Origin of the sequence: Hydrogenophaga palleronii NBRC 102513, from assembly GCF_001571225.1 — a bacterium.
Taxonomy (GTDB): Bacteria; Pseudomonadota; Gammaproteobacteria; order Burkholderiales; family Burkholderiaceae_C; genus Hydrogenophaga; species Hydrogenophaga palleronii.
Window position 1 is genome coordinate 110051 of the sequence record NZ_BCTJ01000005.1, and the last position, 18659, is coordinate 128709.

27 protein-coding genes, 1 tRNA gene and 1 pseudogene are annotated in these 18659 nt (G+C 63.6%); 3 read left to right on the forward strand and 26 right to left on the reverse strand.

The window, feature by feature from the left end; all coding sequences use genetic code 11:
• The first annotated feature begins 9 nt into the window (after positions 1-9).
• Entirely contained in the window at positions 10-390 is a 381-nt protein-coding gene (locus tag HPA01S_RS06050; RefSeq protein WP_066267852.1) for a hypothetical protein, read from the forward strand.
• An 18-nt stretch (positions 391-408) separates the two neighbouring features.
• On the opposite strand, the gene HPA01S_RS06055 is transcribed toward HPA01S_RS06050, so the two are convergent.
• Positions 409-1314, reverse strand: a complete 906-nt coding sequence (locus tag HPA01S_RS06055) for a LysR substrate-binding domain-containing protein (protein WP_066267855.1) — start codon at positions 1312-1314, stop codon at positions 409-411.
• A gap of 152 nt (positions 1315-1466) precedes the next feature.
• On the opposite strand from HPA01S_RS06055, the gene HPA01S_RS06060 reads away from it, so the two are divergent.
• Together HPA01S_RS06060 and HPA01S_RS06065 are read left to right on the forward strand one after the other, a co-directional pair.
• Entirely contained in the window at positions 1467-2528 is a 1062-nt protein-coding gene (locus tag HPA01S_RS06060; protein WP_066267857.1) for a helix-turn-helix transcriptional regulator, read from the forward strand.
• Positions 2529-2612: 84 nt separating this feature from the next.
• Complete coding sequence (locus tag HPA01S_RS06065) at positions 2613-2990, forward strand: DUF3574 domain-containing protein (protein WP_066267863.1); 378 nt, start codon at positions 2613-2615, stop codon at positions 2988-2990.
• A 21-nt stretch (positions 2991-3011) separates the two neighbouring features.
• Here the strand turns inward: HPA01S_RS06065 and HPA01S_RS06070 are convergent, their stop codons facing one another.
• The 25 genes and pseudogenes from HPA01S_RS06070 to HPA01S_RS06190 form a co-directional block, all read right to left on the reverse strand.
• The gene (locus HPA01S_RS06070) at positions 3012-3557 is read right to left on the reverse strand and encodes a GNAT family N-acetyltransferase (protein ID WP_066267865.1); all 546 of its coding nucleotides are present in this window, start codon (positions 3555-3557) and stop codon (positions 3012-3014) included.
• A gap of 14 nt (positions 3558-3571) precedes the next feature.
• A complete protein-coding gene (locus HPA01S_RS06075) occupies positions 3572-4024 on the reverse strand; it encodes a hypothetical protein (RefSeq protein ID WP_066267984.1) in 453 nt (150 codons plus the stop codon).
• 246 nt (positions 4025-4270) lie between these two features.
• Positions 4271-5488 (reverse strand): annotated as a pseudogene (locus HPA01S_RS22630) (IS3 family transposase).
• Between the two features lie 124 nt (positions 5489-5612).
• Positions 5613-5689: transfer RNA gene (locus HPA01S_RS06090), tRNA-Met, on the reverse strand.
• Between the two features lie 17 nt (positions 5690-5706).
• Positions 5707-6102: a 50S ribosomal protein L17 gene (rplQ, locus tag HPA01S_RS06095; protein ID WP_066267867.1), complete on the reverse strand. Its 396-nt coding sequence runs from the start codon at positions 6100-6102 to the stop codon at positions 5707-5709.
• 88 nt (positions 6103-6190) lie between these two features.
• On the reverse strand, positions 6191-7177 hold the full coding sequence (locus HPA01S_RS06100) for a DNA-directed RNA polymerase subunit alpha (protein ID WP_066267868.1): 987 nt from the start codon (positions 7175-7177) through the stop codon (positions 6191-6193).
• Between the two features lie 93 nt (positions 7178-7270).
• On the reverse strand, positions 7271-7894 hold the full coding sequence (rpsD, locus tag HPA01S_RS06105; protein WP_066267870.1) for a 30S ribosomal protein S4: 624 nt from the start codon (positions 7892-7894) through the stop codon (positions 7271-7273).
• Positions 7895-8045: 151 nt separating this feature from the next.
• Positions 8046-8450 carry a 30S ribosomal protein S11 gene (gene rpsK / locus HPA01S_RS06110; RefSeq protein WP_066267872.1) on the reverse strand — a complete coding sequence of 135 codons (405 nt, stop codon included), beginning with the start codon at positions 8448-8450 and terminating at the stop codon, positions 8046-8048.
• A gap of 18 nt (positions 8451-8468) precedes the next feature.
• Complete coding sequence (gene rpsM / locus HPA01S_RS06115; RefSeq protein ID WP_066267874.1) at positions 8469-8834, reverse strand: 30S ribosomal protein S13; 366 nt, start codon at positions 8832-8834, stop codon at positions 8469-8471.
• A gap of 23 nt (positions 8835-8857) precedes the next feature.
• Positions 8858-8971 (reverse strand): 50S ribosomal protein L36, encoded by a 114-nt coding sequence (gene rpmJ, locus HPA01S_RS22635; RefSeq protein ID WP_084236402.1) that lies wholly within the window; start codon positions 8969-8971, stop codon positions 8858-8860.
• 43 nt (positions 8972-9014) lie between these two features.
• Positions 9015-9233: a translation initiation factor IF-1 gene (gene infA, locus HPA01S_RS06120; protein ID WP_066267877.1), complete on the reverse strand. Its 219-nt coding sequence runs from the start codon at positions 9231-9233 to the stop codon at positions 9015-9017.
• Positions 9234-9242: 9 nt separating this feature from the next.
• The gene (gene secY, locus HPA01S_RS06125; protein ID WP_066267879.1) at positions 9243-10556 is read right to left on the reverse strand and encodes a preprotein translocase subunit SecY; all 1314 of its coding nucleotides are present in this window, start codon (positions 10554-10556) and stop codon (positions 9243-9245) included.
• A gap of 23 nt (positions 10557-10579) precedes the next feature.
• Complete coding sequence (gene rplO, locus HPA01S_RS06130) at positions 10580-11020, reverse strand: 50S ribosomal protein L15 (RefSeq protein WP_066267881.1); 441 nt, start codon at positions 11018-11020, stop codon at positions 10580-10582.
• Between the two features lie 14 nt (positions 11021-11034).
• Positions 11035-11217 carry a 50S ribosomal protein L30 gene (gene rpmD / locus HPA01S_RS06135; RefSeq protein ID WP_066267883.1) on the reverse strand — a complete coding sequence of 61 codons (183 nt, stop codon included), beginning with the start codon at positions 11215-11217 and terminating at the stop codon, positions 11035-11037.
• Positions 11218-11228: 11 nt separating this feature from the next.
• A complete protein-coding gene (gene rpsE / locus HPA01S_RS06140) occupies positions 11229-11747 on the reverse strand; it encodes a 30S ribosomal protein S5 (protein ID WP_066267885.1) in 519 nt (172 codons plus the stop codon).
• Between the two features lie 18 nt (positions 11748-11765).
• Positions 11766-12131, reverse strand: a complete 366-nt coding sequence (rplR, locus tag HPA01S_RS06145) for a 50S ribosomal protein L18 (RefSeq protein WP_066267887.1) — start codon at positions 12129-12131, stop codon at positions 11766-11768.
• 11 nt (positions 12132-12142) lie between these two features.
• Positions 12143-12676, reverse strand: coding sequence for a 50S ribosomal protein L6 (gene rplF, locus HPA01S_RS06150; RefSeq protein WP_066267888.1), 534 nt, complete (start codon positions 12674-12676; stop codon positions 12143-12145).
• Positions 12677-12698: 22 nt separating this feature from the next.
• Positions 12699-13094 carry a 30S ribosomal protein S8 gene (gene rpsH / locus HPA01S_RS06155; protein ID WP_066267890.1) on the reverse strand — a complete coding sequence of 132 codons (396 nt, stop codon included), beginning with the start codon at positions 13092-13094 and terminating at the stop codon, positions 12699-12701.
• 18 nt (positions 13095-13112) lie between these two features.
• The gene (gene rpsN, locus HPA01S_RS06160) at positions 13113-13418 is read right to left on the reverse strand and encodes a 30S ribosomal protein S14 (protein WP_066267892.1); all 306 of its coding nucleotides are present in this window, start codon (positions 13416-13418) and stop codon (positions 13113-13115) included.
• A gap of 8 nt (positions 13419-13426) precedes the next feature.
• Positions 13427-13966: a 50S ribosomal protein L5 gene (rplE, locus tag HPA01S_RS06165; protein ID WP_066267985.1), complete on the reverse strand. Its 540-nt coding sequence runs from the start codon at positions 13964-13966 to the stop codon at positions 13427-13429.
• A gap of 2 nt (positions 13967-13968) precedes the next feature.
• Positions 13969-14289: a 50S ribosomal protein L24 gene (gene rplX / locus HPA01S_RS06170; RefSeq protein ID WP_066267894.1), complete on the reverse strand. Its 321-nt coding sequence runs from the start codon at positions 14287-14289 to the stop codon at positions 13969-13971.
• Between the two features lie 9 nt (positions 14290-14298).
• Positions 14299-14667: a 50S ribosomal protein L14 gene (gene rplN, locus HPA01S_RS06175; RefSeq protein WP_056268999.1), complete on the reverse strand. Its 369-nt coding sequence runs from the start codon at positions 14665-14667 to the stop codon at positions 14299-14301.
• Between the two features lie 175 nt (positions 14668-14842).
• Positions 14843-16435: a glycerol-3-phosphate dehydrogenase/oxidase gene (locus tag HPA01S_RS06180; RefSeq protein WP_066267896.1), complete on the reverse strand. Its 1593-nt coding sequence runs from the start codon at positions 16433-16435 to the stop codon at positions 14843-14845.
• Positions 16436-16509: 74 nt separating this feature from the next.
• Entirely contained in the window at positions 16510-18243 is a 1734-nt protein-coding gene (locus HPA01S_RS06185; protein ID WP_066267898.1) for an ABC transporter substrate-binding protein, read from the reverse strand.
• Positions 18244-18350: 107 nt separating this feature from the next.
• Positions 18351-18659, reverse strand: a complete 309-nt coding sequence (locus HPA01S_RS06190; RefSeq protein WP_066267900.1) for a DUF2160 domain-containing protein — start codon at positions 18657-18659, stop codon at positions 18351-18353.

An 18659-nucleotide genomic window follows, 5' to 3' on the forward strand; every position in this document is an offset into this window, starting at 1 on the left:
CCTTCTGTGTTGTGCCAACGCTTCATCCATACCGCCGTCCTGTTCTTCGTGGTCGGCGTGTCCCTCGGCGCCTACATGGGGCTGACCGGGAACTTCACCCTGGTCCCCGTGCACGCCCACATCAACCTGCTCGGCTGGGTGTCCATGGCCTTGATCGGCCTGCTCTACGCGCACTACCCGCATCTGCAGCGCGGGCGCCTGCCCAAGCTGCAGTACTGGCTGCACCTCGCCGGCCTGGTGCTCATGATGAGTGGCCTGGCGCTGCTCAAGACCATGAACGACACCAGCTTCCTGTTCATGGTGATCACCGGCAGCGGCATGCTGATTGCCGCCGTGTTGCTGCTGGCCTATCTGGTGACCGCCCGCCTGCGCATCGAGTGCGCCGGCTGATACACCGCGCACCCCGGGCTACCCGGGTGCCTGCAACGTGCGTTCGGCCAGCGCCAGCAACCAGGCGCGAAAGGCCTGGAAGGCCGGCAACGCCAGCGCGCGCTCGGGGTAGCTCAGGAAGTAACCCTCGCTGTGCACGAAGGGAGCGAACGGCACGCTCAGCGCACCGCTCTGCACCTCAGGGCGGACCAGGCACTCGGGCATCAGCGCCACGCCCTGGCCCACGCTCACCGCCGCGATGAGCGAACTCGCCAACGTGCGCAGCGGCCCCGGCGGCGCCGCCAGGTGCGGCACGCTGTGGGCCTGCAACCAGACCGACCAGGCCAGCGGCGCCACCACGTGGCGCAACAGCGTGTAGTGGCGCAGGTCGTCCGGGGTTCGCAGCTCATGCGTCTGCAGCGCCGGCGGCGGCGCGATCACCACCACCTCGTGCCCGCCCAGATAGTCGCTCCACTGCCCGGGCCAGTCTCCGCTGCCATGGCGAATGGCGCAGTCGAGCACGGTCGGCGCGCCCTCCTCTTCTCCATGCGACGAGAAAAACTGCAACTCCACCTCCGGGTGCAGTGCCTGGAACGCGGGCAGGTGCGGCATCAGCCAGGTGTCGCCCAGCGTGGGCAGCACCGACAGCCGCAGCACGCCGGCGCTGCGGACCGCGCTGTGCATCAGTTCGGAAGTGACGGCCTCGAGCCGGCTCAGAATGGGCTGCAGTTCGGCGCAGTAACGTTCGCCGCCGGGCGTGAGCAGCAGGCGTTTGCGCTCGCGCTCGAACAAGGGCACGTCCAGCCAGCGCTCCAGTTCACCAATCTGTTTGCTCACCGCACTGGGCGTCAGGTGCAGGTTGTCGGCGGCGCGCGCAATGCTGCCCAGTTGGGCGGTGGCAAGGAAGGCCCTGAGCAGGTGGGTCGGCGGCAGCAGGCGTCTCATGCGAAAGCTCCCGTGGATCGGCAGCCCCGGCGCACGGGCGCCGGCCGGGCGGTCTGGATCATGAGCAAATGGAAACTCAAGCTGCCCGATTTTCGCTGGCGCCGTGCGCGCGCGCATGCCCCAATCGAGGATTCTGCAACCGGGTGAAACGCATGAAGAACACCAAGGCTTTGGCCCACATTCGACAGTTGTGTGGCCTGGGTGTGGAATCCCACGCGGTCATGCCGGCGCTGATGCATGCGCTGCACGACCTGATCCCCTCGTCGAACAACCTGTTCGTCTGGACCGATGCCGAGGGCAAGGTGGTGGAGCGCTACTGCGAGGTGCACCTGCCCGCCGTGATCGAAGCCACCCGCCAGGACCTGCCAGGCAAGACCGACGTGCCGGCGCTGGCACGCAGCGGTGCCGCGGTGGGCAACCTGCGCCAGCGGCCGAGCAGCTTCTACCGCTCGCCCTACTACGCCGAGGTGTACCGGCCGATGCGCACGCGCCACTCGCTCGACGCGGTGGTGCGCACCGCGCGTGGCACCGAAGGCGTGCTCATCCTGCACCGCGACAGCGACACCGCGTTCAGCGACGAAGAAGCCGGCGAGCTGGCGGCGGTGCTGCCCTACATCCGCCAGCTCTGGACCAAACCGCCCAGCCCCGCCAGCGAAGTCTTCAACGACACGGAAGGCCACGGCACCCTGGTCTGCGACAGCGACGGCCACATCCGGCACGGCTCGCGCAACGCCGCGCAGTTGCTGGCGATGGCGCAGCGCCAGGGCGCCATGAGCTGCAGCGGCGGCAGCAACCAGTTGCCACCGGAACTGATGGGCTTGCTGCAACGCCTGCTGACGCTGGACACACCGGGCGCCCACGCCGGGCCGCCGGTGCTGTACGTGAACAACCGCTGGGGGCGTTTCGTGTTCCGCGTCAGCTGGCTGGAAGGTGTGGGCCACGGAGCAACGCCACTGGTGGCCATCGGCATCACGCGCCAGGAGCCGCTTGCAGTGAGCGTGGTGCGCGGGCTCCAGAGCTCGCCGCTGTCGCCCAAGCAGCGCGACGTGGCCCTGATGCTGGTGACCGGGCGCTCGGCCGAAGACATCGTGAGGGAACTGTCCATCAGCGTCACCACCTACAAGGACCACCTGCGCAAGATCTACGAGAAGCTGGGCATCAGCAAGCGCGTCGACCTGATCCACCACCTCACCCAGCCCACGCCGGCGCCCTGAGGCGCACCCGGCGTCGCCACACCCGCCACCATGCACCGACCACGCCCCCACCAAAGACCATGGCGATGGCAACGCCTTGCCGCCGTGGCACTCGGCCTGAGCGTGGTGGCCTGCAGCGGCCTGCAGCGCTGCGCATCGGGACAACAGGCCATGCTCAACTCGCTGCTGTACTTCGGCACGGCGCAGCCCACGGGGGTGGTGAGCGACGAACAGTGGCAAGCCTTCGTGAACGACAGCATCGTGCTGCGTTTCCCCGATGGCTTCACCGTCTGGCCCGCCACCGGCCAATGGCGCGACGCGGCAGGCCAGCCAGTGCGCGAGGCTTCCTTCGTGCTGAACCTGGTGCATCCGGCGAACGACGAAACGAGCCAGGCCTTGAAGGCCATCACCGCGCGCTACAAGGAGCGCTTCCAGCAGGAGGCGGTGCTGCATGTGCAAAGCGGCGTGTGTGTGGCCTGGTGAGGTTCGTGCGGCGCACGGCCTCTAGACCTCGCGCTCCATGAAGCGCCACATCGGGTGCAGCACCGCAGGGGTTTCGGCTTCGGCATACGGCGGGCGGTCCACGAAGCCGTGCTCCCGGTACAGGTGGTGGGCGGCGTGCATGAAGGGCGCGCTTTCGAGCAGCAGCTGCTGAAAGCCGCAGGCGCGTGCATCGGCGATCAGCTGCCGCAACATGAACGGGCCCAGCTGCTTGCCGCGGTGGGCGGGCCGCACATACACGCGCTTGATCTCCGCCTCGTGTGCATTGATTCGGCGCAGGCCGCACATCCCGGCCACCTCACCGTCCACCCGCAGCAGATAAAAGATGCCGGCGGGAGGCCGCTGGCCGCAGAACTTGTCCAGCATGCGATCGATGTGGTCTGCGATCGGGCCGCCGAGTGCCTCTTCAAGCGAGACGCCGAGATGCATGCGCACCTCCGAGACCACCCAGGTGGCGTACTCCACCTGGATTTTCAGAATCTCTGCTCGCTGCGTCTTCAGGTCAACCGCCTGCAGTTCGCGCACGGGGTGTCCGTTGTCCTGTTGCATCGCCCGCTCGCGCCTCAGACCGGACCGAACGCCGTCAACAGCATCAGGGCCGACAGCACGGCGCTGCCACTGATCGACAAGGTGCGCGGCCAGTTGAAGCCGATCAGCTCGCGGATCACGCGGTCCTGCTTGCCGTGATCGGCCAGCTCGTGGTGGCGCGGCATCTCCAGCATCAACGTGATCAACAGACCCACCAATCCACACAGACCGTTGAGCATCACCAGCCAGGGAGGCGCCGTCAACGGCGGCACAAACACCAGCAGCATCGGCAGGAGAAAGCTGGCAAAGCCCGGCGCAATGACGGGCAACGGAATGCGGTGCGCATAGAAGCGGTGGTAGTCCACGTACTCCGCCGCCCCCACTTTCTCGAACAGGGGGTACACCACGATCTGCGCAAACCAGATCGTGCCAAGCGAATAGAACATGACGGCCGCGTTGAGCAGCACCAGCCAGTGTGAGGTGTTCATGGGCAACATCGAGAGGGCAAGGAAAAGCTGGCCCGCATGGTGCGCCGCACGCGCCCCCGGGACAACCCTGCGATCGCAGGGTGTCGAGCGGCCCGGCCGTTGAGTTGAGGTGATGTGCGCCCATTTCCAACACACGAACCACCCTGTACGCAGACGAGGAAAAGGCCAGGCCCTGTCTTGCCTCCGACTCGGCGACGTGACCCGTCCTGAACAAGGTTGACACCAGGGAGGTTGAAGGAGACTGGGTTATCCAGCCAAAGACGCCCGATGCACCGCATCGGGCGTTTGCATCTTGAGCGATGAATGAAGCCGCCCGTGGTTGTCGATGTGCACCGCCTGCGCCACCATGCGCCTGGCCTGGTGCAGATCGGCAGGGCGATGAGCAGGAACTCGGTTTTGAGGATGCCAGTCACGCGCTCGGCCAGGGCATTCTGGTCGCAGTCATGGCCATCGGTCATCGAACACCTGATGCCTTGACGCTGCTGCAGCGCTTGGTAGTAGGTCGAGCAGTACTGGATGCATCTGTCCGAATGGTGCACCAGAGGCTGATGTGTCTGGCGCAGGTGCAAGGCCATCTTCAGGGCTTGCGCCACCTGCTCGGCCTGCAAGCTATCGTGCACGTGCCAGCCCACGATCTTGCGGGAATACGCATCCGTGATCAGGCTCAGATAGACGAACCGGCCCACCGTGGGCAAATATGTGTGTCGGCCACCCAGACCTGTTCACAGCCGAGGCGCGCACCTGCTGTGGCCCCATCTTCAGCAGGTTGGGGAGGCGCCTGAAGCGGTGATGGCTGTCGGTGCTCTTGTGATACGCCCGCCGGTTGGGCGCCAGCAGCCGATGGTGGCGCAGCACGTCAAACAGCGCGTCACGGCCCAGCGCCATGCCCTGGCGCTGTAGCGGCTCGCGCAGCATGTGGTGCAGTTTGCGTGTGCCTACCCGGGGCTGGCGCATCCGCTGCTCGCGCACCAATTCCACCACAGCCTGCACCTGCTGGACTCGCTGCGCATGCCTGCGCTGTCCTTGGTAGTACGCCTGGCGACTCATGCCCCAGTACTGGCAAGCGCCGCTCACGCTCAGTCCTTGGACGAGCGCTAGTTCGAGGACTTGCCCAAAGGCTTTTTTGCGATGCGCACCCCGTAGTCCTTGCGCAGCACATCAATCACCGCCTCAAACAGCTGGGCCGTGTCCTGCGCCTGCTTCAGCTGTACCTGCAGCGCCTTGATCTGCTGCACGGGGCTGGTCTCGCTGGGTTTCTGGTCTATTGCCATGGCTTGCGATGCTGCCGCAGCACTCCAGCCCAAGCGACCATGCTTAGCGCATCCAAGCCAGCACCGTGGAGCGCACCTGAATGCCGTCCCTGGCTTGCGCCTGCTTGCACGTCGGCTCGCCTTCTTCTACCTGCCCCACCACGCCCAGCTTAAACGCCAGCGCGTTGTCTCTTTGCGTGGCTTGACCCTTGATTCCATTGACTTGCCTTTTCCTGCCGGAAAAGGCGTCAACCTCTGGCAGGGCGGGTCACAGGCAACAAAAAAGCCCACGTTTCCGTGGGCTTCATTGACAAGCAACTGGTATTGCTTGGAGGATTTGGTTGCGGAGGCAAGATTTGAACTTGCGACCTTTGGGTTATGAGCCCAACGAGCTACCAGGCTGCTCCACTCCGCGTCAAGCCTTGTATTCTATCACGCTTTGTCGGCATCGGCAGCCGGTGCCGCATCTTCTGCACGATCCACCAGTTCGACCAGGGCCATCGGCGCGTTGTCGCCGACGCGGTAACCCATCTTCAGGATACGGGTGTAGCCGCCCGGACGCGCCTTGAAGCGCGGGCCGAGTTCGTTGAACAGTTTCACGACCACATCGCGGTCGCGCAGACGGTCGAATGCCAGGCGGCGGTTTGCCACGGTGGCTTCCTTGGCCAGGGTGATCATGGGTTCGACCACGCGGCGCAGCTCTTTGGCCTTGGGCACCGTGGTCTTGATGGCTTCGTGCGTGAGCAGCGAGTTCATCATGTTGCGCAGCATGGCGAGGCGGTGCTCGCTGGTGCGGTTGAGTTTGCGAAGTCCGTGTCCGTGACGCATTTTTTCATCCTTTCAGTGTTTTGCCCCCAGCCGTGTCAGGTACTGGGAGTTCGTCCGGGTCTGGCCCCCTGGCCAGACGCTGCGGTGCTTAGTGCTTGTCCAGACCGGCCGGCGGCCAGTTTTCAAGCTTCATGCCCAAGGTCAGGCCGCGCGAAGCGAGCACTTCCTTGATTTCGTTGAGCGACTTGCGACCCAGGTTGGGGGTCTTGAGCAGCTCGTTCTCGGTACGCTGGATCAGGTCACCGATGTAGTAGATGTTTTCGGCCTTCAGGCAGTTCGCCGAGCGCACGGTCAGTTCGAGCTCGTCCACCGGACGCAGCAGGATCGGATCGAATTGCTGCGAGCTGCGTTGTGCCGGCGCATCGAACGCAGACAGTTCCACACCTTCGAGCTGCGCGAACACCGCCAGCTGTTCCACCAGGATCTTGGCCGAAGCGCGAACCGCTTCTTCCGGACCGATGGAGCCGTTGGTTTCGATCTCCAGCACCAGCTTGTCCAGGTCGGTGCGCTGTTCCACACGGGCGCTTTCGACCGTGTAGCTCACGCGCTTGACGGGCGAGAACGACGCGTCGAGCACAATGCGGCCGATGGAACGGGTCTGGTCGTCGTTGCGACGCAGGCTGCCGGGCACATAACCACGGCCCTTTTCGACCTTGATCTGCATGTCCAGCTTGGCGCCGGCCGACAGCGTGGCGATCACGTGGCCGGGGTTGACGATTTCGACGTCGTGCGGCGTCTGGATGTCGGCGGCGGTCACCAGACCTTCACCGTCCTTGCGCAGGCTCAGCGTGACTTCATCGCGGTTGTGCAGCTTGAACACCACGCCCTTGAGGTTCAGGAGCATGTTGACGACGTCTTCCTGCACGCCGTCGATCGAGGAGTACTCGTGCACCACACCAGCGATGGTGACTTCGGTCGGCGCGTGGCCGGTCATGGACGACAGCAGAACCCGGCGCAGGGCGTTGCCCAGCGTGTGGCCGTAGCCGCGCTCGAAAGGCTCAAGCGTGACTTTGGCGCGATTCGTCGAGACTTGCTCGACATTGATGGTCTTGGGCTTCAGCAGATTGTTCAGCATTCAAACTTCCTTCAGTTCCCTCGGCTCGTTACACCGATAAGGCAGACGGAGCATGGCCCGACCACACCACAACGGTGTTGGCCGGGAACGAAATTAACGGGAATACAGTTCGACGATCAGCGATTCGTTGATGTCGGAGCCGAACTCATCGCGGTCGGGCGACTTCTTGAACACGCCTTCGACCTTGTCGGCCGACACGTCCACCCAGGCGGGGAAACCGATCTGCTTGGCGAGTTCCAGGGCCTCGGTCACTCGGCCTTGTTTCTTCGACTTTTCGCGCACGGCGATGACATCACCAGCCTTGACGGAGTACGAAGGGATGTTGACCGGCTTGCCATTGACCGTGATGGCCTTGTGCGACACGATCTGGCGCGCTTCGGCGCGGGTCGAGGCGAAACCCATGCGGAACACCACGTTGTCCAGGCGCGCTTCGAGCAGGAACAACAGGTTGGCACCGGTGTTGCCACGGCGGCGGTCGGCTTCAGCGAAGTAGCGGCGGAACTGGCGCTCCAGCACGCCATAGGTGCGCTTGACCTTCTGCTTCTCGCGCAGTTGCACGCCGAAATCGGAGGTGCGCTGGCCCGAGGTGCGGCCGTGCTGGCCGGGCTTGGAGTCGAATTTGGCCTTGTCGCTGATCGAGCGGCGGGCGCTCTTGAGCAACAGGTCGGCGCCTTCACGGCGGGAGAGTTTGGCCTTGGGGCCGAGGTAACGTGCCACGTTGGTTTCCTTGGTTCACTGCCGCAACCGGTCGTTGCGGGAGCCACCTTGCATGCAGGGTGGCGGTGGGCTTAGCAAAAATGCCACCGCAGGCGACTGCGGTGGCGCTCGAAAAAAGCCTTCGATTGTACCGCGTAATGCGGCAGGTCGATCAGATGCGACGACGCTTCTGTGGGCGGCAGCCGTTGTGCGGCACCGGCGTCACGTCGGAGATCGAGTTGATGCGGATGCCGAGGGCGCCCAGTGCACGCACCGACGACTCACGACCTGGGCCCGGGCCCTTGATCTCGACGTCCAGGTTCTTGATGCCCTGTTCGATGGCCGCACGGCCAGCAACTTCGGACGCCACCTGCGCGGCAAACGGCGTGGACTTGCGCGAGCCCTTGAAGCCCTGACCACCCGACGACGCCCACGACAGAGCGTTGCCCTGGCGGTCGGTGATGGTGATGATGGTGTTGTTGAACGACGCGTGCACGTGCGCGATGCCGTCGGCAACGTTCTTGCGAACCTTCTTGCGAACGCGAGCGGATGCGCTGCTGGAGGGAGACTTGGCCATGTGGGTCCTTCTAACCGATTATTTTTTCAGCGACTGGGCGGCCTTGCGGGGACCCTTGCGCGTACGGGCGTTGGTCTTGGTGCGCTGACCACGCAGCGGCAGACCACGACGGTGGCGGAAGCCACGGTAGCAACCGATGTCCATCAAACGCTTGATGTTCATCGTGGTTTCGCGTCGCAGGTCACCTTCGATCGTGAACGCGCCCACTTGGTCACGCACCTTCTCGAGTTCCGCGTCGCTCAGGTCCTTGATCTTCTTGTTGTAGTCGATACCACAGGCTTCGCAAATCTTGCGAGCGCGGGTGCGGCCAATGCCGAAGATTGCCGTCAAGCCGATTTCGGCGTGCTTGTGCGGCGGAATGTTGATGCCTGCAATACGAGCCATGTTGGTTCCTCTTAACTTACCAATCAGCCTTGACGCTGCTTGTGACGCGGGTCGGTGCAAATGACTCGCACAATGCCATGCCGCTTGATGATCTTACAGTTGCGGCACATTTTCTTGACCGAAGCCGAAACTCTCATAGTCTTCTCCTAGATATTCCTAAAACTTTCAACAACTGACCCCTCACTTCGAGCGGAACACAATCCGCGCTCGGGTGAGGTCGTAGGGCGTGAGCTCTACCTTGACCTTGTCCCCTGGCAGGATCCGGATGTAATGCATCCGCATCTTGCCGCTGATATGCCCCAGCACCACGTGACCGTTTTCGAGCTTGACCCTGAAGGTCGCATTGGGAAGGTTTTCAACCACTTCCCCCTGCATCTCGATCACGTCGTCCTTGGCCATAAGCGAAGTTCAAGGGGAGGTTTTGAAACTTGCTTTCTTCAACAGCGATTCGTACTGCTGCGACATCATGTAGTTCTGAACCTGGGCCATGAAGTCCATGGTGACCACCACGATGATCAGCAAGGAGGTGCCGCCAAAATAGAACGGCACGTTGTACTTCAATATCAGGAACTCGGGCAGCAGGCAGACGGCGGTGATGTACACGGCGCCGGCCAGCGTCAGCCGCAGCAGGATCTTGTCGATGTAGCGGGCGGTCTGGTCACCCGGGCGGATACCCGGAATGAAGGCACCACTCTTCTTCAAGTTGTCTGCCGTCTCGCGGCTGTTGAACACCAGCGCGGTATAGAAGAAGCAGAAGAAGATGATGGCCGCAGCGTACAAGGCCACATAGATCGGCTGACCTGGCGACAGGGCAGACGCGATGTCGCGCAACCAGCGGGTGGAGTCACCCGTGCTCACCCAGCTCACCACCGTGGTGGGCAGCAGGATGATGGAAGACGCGAAGATGGGCGGGATCACGCCGGCCATGTTCAGCTTGAGCGGCAGGTGGGAAGACTGGCCTCCGTACACCTTGTTGCCCACCTGACGGCGCGCGTAGTTCACCAGGATCTTGCGTTGACCACGTTCGACGAACACCACGAAGTAGGTGACCAGGATCACCAGCGCGATGATGAAGATCGACACCAGAATATTCATGGCACCGGTACGCACCAGCTCCAGCAGCCCACCGACCGCGCTAGGCAGGCCTGCGGCGATACCAGCGAAGATCAGGATCGAGATGCCGTTGCCCAGACCACGCTCGGTGATCTGCTCGCCGAGCCACATCAGGAACATCGTGCCGGCCACCAGGCTGACCACCGCAGTGATGCGGAAGCCCATGCCGGGATCGATCACCAGACCGGGCGAACCTTCGAGCGCCAGGGCGATGCCCATGGACTGGAAGATGGCCAGAGCCAGCGTGCCGTAACGGGTGTACTGGGTGATCTTGCGACGGCCGGCTTCGCCCTCTTTCTTCAGCTGCTCGAACGTGGGGACCACGTACGTCATGAGCTGCATGATGATCGAGGCCGAGATGTACGGCATGATGCCCAACGCGAACACGGTGAAGCGCGACAGGGCGCCGCCCGAGAACATATTGAACAGGCTGAGAATGCCACCCTGCTGTCCCTGGAACAATTGCGCCAGCTGCGCCGGGTCGATACCGGGCACGGGGATATGCGCCCCGATGCGGTACACCACCAGCGCCAACAACAGGAACACCAGACGGCGACGCAGGTCGCCGAACTTTCCGGTTTTGGCCAGGGACGTGGATCCAGTTGCCACAGGAGTTTCCGGTTGGGTCCGAATCAGGCAGCAGCAGCCAGCGAGCCACCAGCGGCTTCGATCGCCTGCTTGGCACCGGCGGTTGCGCCGACGTCCTTCAGGTTCACGGCACGTGTGATCTCACCGGTCCTGATGACCTTGACGCGCTTGGCCAGGTGGGGCACCAGACCGGCTTGCTTGAGCACCAGCATGTCGACGTCAGCCACTTCCAGAGCGTTGATGTCGCTCAGCGTGACTTCGGCGTTGAACTGCAGTTGCGCCGACTTGAAGCCGCGCTTGGGCAGACGACGCTGCAGCGGCATTTGACCGCCTTCGAAACCGACCTTGTGGTAACCGCCCGAACGAGACTTCTGGCCCTTGTGGCCACGACCCGCGGTCTTGCCCAGGCCCGAACCGATGCCGCGGCCGACACGGCGCTTGGCATGCTTGGCGCCTTCGGAAGGCTTGATGGTATTGAGTTGCATGTCAGTGACTCCGATCAGACGATTTTGACCAGGTAGCTGATCTTGTTGATCATGCCGCGCACGGCGGGCGTGTCCTGCAGCTCGCTGACGCTATTGAGCTTGCGCAGGCCCAGGCCACGCACGGTGTCGCGGTGAGATTGCTTGGTTCCAATGGGGCTGCGCACCAGTTGGATCTTGACGGTATTTTGAGTGGTCATGATCGCTCCAATCAACCCAGGATGTCTTCGACGGACTTGCCACGCTTGGCAGCCACGTCGGCAGGCGTCGTCGAGTTCTTCAGTGCGTCCAGCGTGGCGCGCACCAGGTTGTAAGGGTTGCTCGAGCCATGGCTCTTGGCCACGACGTCGGTGATGCCCAGAACTTCAAACACCGCGCGCATCGGACCGCCAGCGATGATGCCGGTACCCTTGGAGGCCGGCAGCATCATGACGTTGGAAGCGCCGTGCTCGCCGTGCACGCTGTGGTGCAGCGAACCGTTCTTGAGCGAAACCTTGATCATGTTGCGACGGGCCTGTTCCATGGCCTTCTGCACGGCCACCGGCACTTCACGCGCCTTGCCCTTGCCCATGCCCACGCGACCATCGCCGTCACCGACCACGGTCAACGCTGCGAAACCGAGAATGCGACCGCCCTTGACCACTTTGGTCACACGGTTGATCGCGATCATCTTCTCGCGCAGACCGTCTTCGTTCGCTTCTTTGTTGATGTTTGCCGTAAATTTAGCCATTGTGTGTATTCCGTTTGATCAGAACTGCAGACCGGCTTCACGTGCCGCGTCTGCCAGGGCTTTCACCCGGCCGTGGTAAGCAAAACCGGAACGGTCAAACGCCACCTTCTCAATGCCGGCGGCCTTCGCCTTTTCAGCGATGCGCTTGCCGATCAGGGCCGCAGCGGTGGCATTGCCACCCTTGCCGGCGCCACCGATCTGGGCGCGCACCTCGGCTTCGGCCGTCGATGCGGCAGCCAGCACGCGGCCACCGTCGTCGGAGATGACGGCAGCGTAGATGTGCAGGTTGGTGCGGTTCACGGTCAGGCGCACGGCGCCTTGTTGCGCGATCCGGATGCGGGTCTGGCGGGCGCGGCGCAGACGTTGCTCTTTTTTGGTCAACATGATCCTGATCCTTATTTCTTCTTGGTTTCCTTGATCACGACCTTCTCATCCGCATAACGGATGCCCTTGCCCTTGTAGGGCTCGGGGGGGCGAACAGCTCGCACCTCGGAAGCGATCTGACCCACGCGCTGGCGGTCGGAACCCTTGATCAGGATTTCGGTCGGCGTCGGGGTTTCCACCTTGATACCGGCAGGCATGTCCATCACCACAGGGTGGGAGTAGCCGACCGTCAGGTTGAGCTTGGCGCCTTGTGCCTGGGCCTTGAAACCCACGCCCAGCAGCGTCAGCTTCTTTTCGAAGCCCTTGCTCACACCGTTGACCATGTTGTTGACCAGCTGACGCATGGTGCCCGACATGGCATTGGCTTCACGCGACTCGTCGACGGGAACAAAGGTCAGCGAGCCGTCCTTGTTCTCGATCTTCACCAGTGCGTTCTGCGTCAGCGCCAGGGCACCCAGGGCACCCTTGACGTTGATCTGGTTGTCCTTGACGGCAACTTCCACCCCGGCAGGGATGGTGACCGGCAGTTTTCCAATACGTGACATTAATTTCTCCTCAATGCCCGCATCAGGCGACGTAACACAGGACTTCGCCGCCGACACCGGTGGCGCGCGCCTTGCGATCGGTCATCACACCCTGCGGCGTGGTGACGATGGCCACGCCCAGGCCGTTCTGGACCTGGGGGATGGCGTTGCGGCCGCGGTAAACGCGCAGACCAGGACGGCTCACGCGCTCGATGCGCTCGATCACCGGACGGCCAGCGTAGTACTTGAGGGAAATCTCAAGTTCGTTCTTGCCGTCGGCGCTCTTGACCTGGAATCCGTCGATGTAACCCTCGTCCTTCAGGACCTGGGCGATCGCGGCCTTGACCTTGGATGCCGGCATCGTCACGACAGCCTTTTCGACCATCTGTGCGTTGCGGATGCGGGTCAACATGTCAGCAATAGGATCACTCATGCTCATTTGTGGTTCTCCTAGTGCTTACCAGCTGGCTTTGGTGATGCCGGGGATTTCACCGGCAAACGCCATTTCGCGGACCTTGGCACGGGCCAGGCCGAAGTGGGCGAAGGTGCCGCGCGGACGACCGGTGATCTCGCAGCGATTGCGCTGACGGGTCGGGTTCGAGTTGCGGGGCAGCTTCTGCAGCGCCAGACGGGCTGCGTCGCGCTCTTCGTCGCTCTTCTTGGCGTCGTTGGACGTCGCCTTGAGTTCGGTGTATTTCTTGGCGAACTTGGCCGCGAGCTTCTCGCGCTTGAGTTCACGTTGGAGTAGTGCTTGTTTAGCCACGCGCCACCTCAGTTCTTGAACGGGAAACGGAAACCAGCCAGCAGAGCCTTGCACTCTTCGTCGTTCTTGGCGGTCGTCGTGATGCTGATGTTGAGACCGCGCAGGGCGTCAACCTTGTCGTACTCGATCTCAGGGAAGATGATCTGTTCCTTGACACCGACGTTGTAGTTGCCACGGCCGTCGAACGAGCGGCCGGAAATACCACGGAAGTCGCGCACACGGGGCAGCGCCACGGTGACGAAACGGTCCAGGAATTCGTACATGCGGGCGCCGCGCAGGGTCACCATGCAGCCGATGGGCTGCTGCTCACGGATCTTGAAACCCGCGATGGCCTTGCGAGCCTTGGTCACCACCGGCTTCTGGCCAGCGATCTTGGTCAGGTCGCCCACGGCGTTGTCCATGACCTTCTTGTCGGCAACAGCTTCGCTCACACCCATGTTGAGCGTGATCTTGGTGATGCGCGGCACTTCCATCGCCGACTTGTAGCCGAACTTCTTGACGAGGTCCGGGGCGATGGTGTTGCGGAAAACTTCTTGCAAACGTGCCATGGTCATGCCACCTTGATTTCTTCGCCGCTGGACTTGAAGACGCGCACTTTCTTGCCGTCAGCCAGGAGCTTGATGCCCACGCGATCTGCCTTGCCCGTGGCGCCATTGAAGATGGCAACATTGGACTGGTGGATCGGCATGGTCTTTTCGATGATGCCGCCAGTGATGCCCTTCATGGGGTTTGGCTTGGCATGCTTCTTGACGAGGTTCACACCTTCGACAACCAGACGGCTGTCGTCGCTGCGCTGCAGCACTTTGCCGCGCTTGCCCTTGTCACGGCCGGCAATCACGATGACTTCATCGCCACTACGAATCTTGTTCATGATGATTCCTCAGAGAACCTCAGGCGCCAGCGACACGATCTTCATGAACTTCTCGGTGCGCAGTTCGCGCGTGACCGGTCCGAAGATGCGGGTGCCGATGGGCTCCAGCTTGGCATTGAGCAACACTGCTGCGTTGCCGTCGAATTTGATCAGCGCGCCGTCCTGGCGGCGGATGCCCTTGGCGGTGCGAACCACCACGGCGTTGTAGACCTCGCCTTTTTTGACGCGGCCACGGGGCGCTGCTTCTTTGATGGTGACCTTGATGACGTCGCCCACGCTGGCGTAACGACGCTTGGAGCCGCCGAGCACCTTGATGCACATCACGGACTTGGCGCCCGTGTTGTCAGCAACATCGAGTCGAGATTGCGTTTGAATCATTTGATATATGTCCCAACTTGAATCCCCCCAGCCACCACGGCCGGGAGTGATCAGTCTTGGGCCCGTCGTCGAATCTGTGTCGGGCAGAACGCCTGGCGCAGCTTCTTCGGTGGGCAGATAGCTCTCCGCTTTTTCAAGCGAAGCCGCGAATTATGGCATGGATGCGAAAGCCGCGTCAACCGGCGGTCGGAGAATTTGGCAGATACCGGGCGCACAAGGCCTGGAAAGTGGCCAGATCCGGGTCGGTGCCGAGCTCTTCGGCCAGGATGGCCGCCACCGCCGGCGCCATGCGGGCGGCCTCGACGGCGTCCAGGAACAACACGCGCCAGCGCCTAGCGAGCACATCTTCCACCGTCTGCGCATATTCAAAGCGGGCGGCGTAACGCACCATGGCTTCGGTGAGGCCGTGGCCGAGCGCGTTCGCCGCTCCCGGGCATTGCTGCACCTGGGCGGCTTCGCTGCCGTACAGGTGCAGGCCGGGTGCGTCGTGCACCGGCACCGTGGTGGCAGTACCCGCCCGGGCAGTGCCCAGCAACTCATGGGTGGCGCTCTGCCCGCCGGCCCGGCGCGGCAGCAGCTGGCTGTCGAAACAGCGCTCCAGCACGTCCTCGGCCATGGCGCGGTAGGTGGTCCATTTGCCGCCGGTGACGGTGACCAGGCCATTGGCGTCGACCACGATGGTGTGTTCGCGCGACAACACCTTGGTGCCGCCCTCGGCCGCGGCGGGCGCGGCCACCAGCGGGCGCAGGCCGACCCAGAGGCTGCGGATGTCTTCCCGGCGCACCGGGCGGGCCAGGGCCTGGCTGGCCTCGCCCAGGATGAAGGACAGCTCTTCGGCAAAGGCGTCGGGCTCGCGCGGCAGGTCGCGCCGGGGGGTGTCGGTGGTGCCCAGCACCAGCTTGCCCAGCCAGGGCACGGCGAACAGCACCCGGCCGTCCCGCGTCTTGGGCACCAGCAGGGCGTGGCCACCGGGCATGAAGTCGCGGTCCACCACGACGTGCACGCCCTGGCTCGGGCTCACCATGTGCGAGGCCTCGCCCTGGTGGCCGGCTGGCCGGGTGCGGTCGCGCAGGGCGTCGACCCAGACGCCGGTGGCGTTCACCACACAACGCGCCTGCAGCTCGAAGGAGGTGCCGCCACGGCGGTCGCTCACCTGCAGGCTGGACAGCGGCTGCTCGCCACCCGAGAGCTGGCGCACGGCCGTGACTTCGGCGTAATTCAAGACTTGGGCCCCGGCGGCCTCGGCGCTGCGCGCCAGTGCCAGCGCCAGGCGCGCGTCGTCGAACTGGCCGTCCCAGTATTTGACGCCACCGCGCAGGCCCTCGGGGTTGACGCCGGGCAGGGCCTGCAACGCCTCGTTGCGGTTGAGGAATTCGGTGCGGCCCAGGCCGGCTCGACCGGCCAGCAGGTCGTACAGCTTGAGGCCGATGCCATAGAAGGGCGTCTGCCACCAGCGGTAGGACGGCATGACGAAGGGCAGCGGCTGCGCCAGATGCGGCGCGATGCGCAAGACGGTGGCGCGCTCGTGCAGGGCCTCGCGCACCAGGGACAGGTTGCCCTGCGCCAGGTAACGCACACCGCCGTGCAGCAGCTTGGTGGATCGCGAGGAGGTGCCGCCGGCGAAGTCGTGCGACTCCAGCAACACGACGGAGAAGCCGCGCAGCGCGGCGTCGAGCGCCACCCCGAGGCCGGTGGCACCGCCACCGACCACCGCCAGGTCAAACACACCGTGGCGGGGCAGCGATTCAAGGATGTCTGCGCGTTTCATGAAGAGAGATGTGGCCCTCCGCGCCCGAAAAAACGGGGCGGAGGGCGGGTTGCTACAAAAGTGGAGGCGTCAGCTCACCGAACCTTGCCATTTTTCCACGCATTGAGCAGCTGCTCGTAGTCGATGGTCTCTCCCTTGGGCTTTTCGTTGGCCAGCTTCTTCCAGGGCGCGGCCTTGTCGCTCAGCCACTTGTTGGGGTCGCCCTTGGGATTGAGCTTGGGCGCGCAACGTTCCATGCCCGCGCGTTCGAGGCGGCTCATGACCTGGTCCATCTGGTCGGCCAGGCTGTCCATCGCGGCCTGCGGCGTCTTCTCGCCGGTCACGGCCTGCGCCACGTTCTGCCACCAGAGCTGGGCGAGCTTGGGGTAGTCGGGCACGTTGGTGCCGGTGGGCGTCCACGCCACGCGCGCCGGGCTGCGGTAGAACTCGACCAGGCCACCGAGCTTGGGCGCCAGGTCGGTCATGGCCTTGCTCTGGATGTCGCTCTCGCGGATCGGGGTCAGGCCGACGATGGTTTTCTTCAGGGAGGTGGTCTTGGCTGTCACGAACTGCGCATACAACCAGGCCGCCGCGGTGCGGTTCTCGTCGTGGCCGTTGAAGAAGGACCAGGAGCCCACGTCCTGGTAACCGTTCTGCATGCCCTGCTTCCAGTACGGGCCGTTCGGGCCGGGTGCCATGCGCCACTTGGGGGTGCCGTCGGCGTTGACCACCGGCAGGCCGGGCTTGGTCATGTCGGCGGTGAAGGCGGTGTACCAGAAGATCTGCTGCGCGATCTGGCCTTGTGCCGGCACCGGACCGGCTTCGCCGAAGGTCATGCCCATGGCGTCCTTGGGCGCGAACTTCTTCATCCAGTCGATGTACTTGGTCAGCGCGTACACCGCGGCAGGCGAGTTGGTGGCGCCGCCGCGCGACACGCTCGCACCTTGCGGCGTGCAGCCGTCGGCCGTCACGCGAATGCCCCATTCGTCCACCGGCTTGCCGTTCGGGATGCCGATGTCGGCGGTGCCGGCCATGGACAGCCAGGCGTCGGTGAAGCGCCAGCCCAGCGACGGGTCCTTCTTGCCGTAGTCCATGTGGCCGTAGATCGGCTTGCCGTCGATGGTCTTCACGTCTTCGCTGAAGAAGGCGGCGATGTCTTCGTAGGCGCTCCAGTTGAGCGGCACGCCCAGGTCGTAGCCGTACTTGGCCTTGAACTTGTCCTTCAGGTCCTGGCGCGCGAACAGGTCGGCGCGGAACCAGTACAGGTTGGCGAACTGCTGGTCGGGCAACTGGTAGAGCTTGCCGTCGGGCGCTGTGGTGAAGCTGGTGCCGATGAAGTCCTTGATATCCAGGCCCGGGTTGGTGTACTCCTTGCCCTTGCCGGCCATGTAGTCGGTCAGGTTCATCATCTTGCCGTAGCGGTAGTGCGTGCCGATCAGGTCGGAGTCGCTGACCCAACCGTCGTAGATCGACTTGCCCGACTGCATGGAGGTCTGCAGCTTCTCGACCACGTCACCTTCCTGAATCAAATCGTGCTTGACGGTGATGCCGGTGATTTCGCTGAAGGCCTTGGCGAGTGTCTTGCTCTCGTACTCGTGGGTGGTGATGGTCTCGGACACCACCGAGATTTCCTTCACCCCCTTGGCCTTGAGCTTGGCCGCGGCGTCGATGAACCATTTCATCTCGGCGGTCTGCTGCGCCTTGCTCAGGGTAGAGGGCTGGAATTCGGCGTCGATCCATTTTTTGGCCGCGGCTTCATCGGCCCAGGCCGGCAGGGAACCCACAGCCAGCATCGCTGCCAGGGCCAGGGCGTTGTGTCGCAATCTCATGTTGTCTCCTCAGCTGTCGGTTCGCCCCCCCGGTCGGTGACAGATCTCGGCCCCGGGGAAGCAACGGGCCGAATAGCGAAGACAAAAACAAAGACCGGCCTGCGGCGTCAGCCTTTTCGCATCACCAGCAGCAGCCAGGCGACGGCAATCGCCACCGCAATCCAGATGCTGGGCTCCTGCTCGAGCGAGAACCACTCGGCAAACCAGCCCGCCATGCCGACGAAAGCCAGATGGATGTAGGCCGCACCGAGCAGGCCGATGAAGAGCCGGTCGCCGCGCGTGGTGACCAGCGGCAGGAAGCCCTTGCGCGCCACCGTCGGCGACTTGATCTCCCACACCGTCATGCCGGCCAGCAGCAGTCCGATGAAGGAGAAGAACAGAGCCACGGGCGTGGTCCAGACCATCCAGCTGAACAT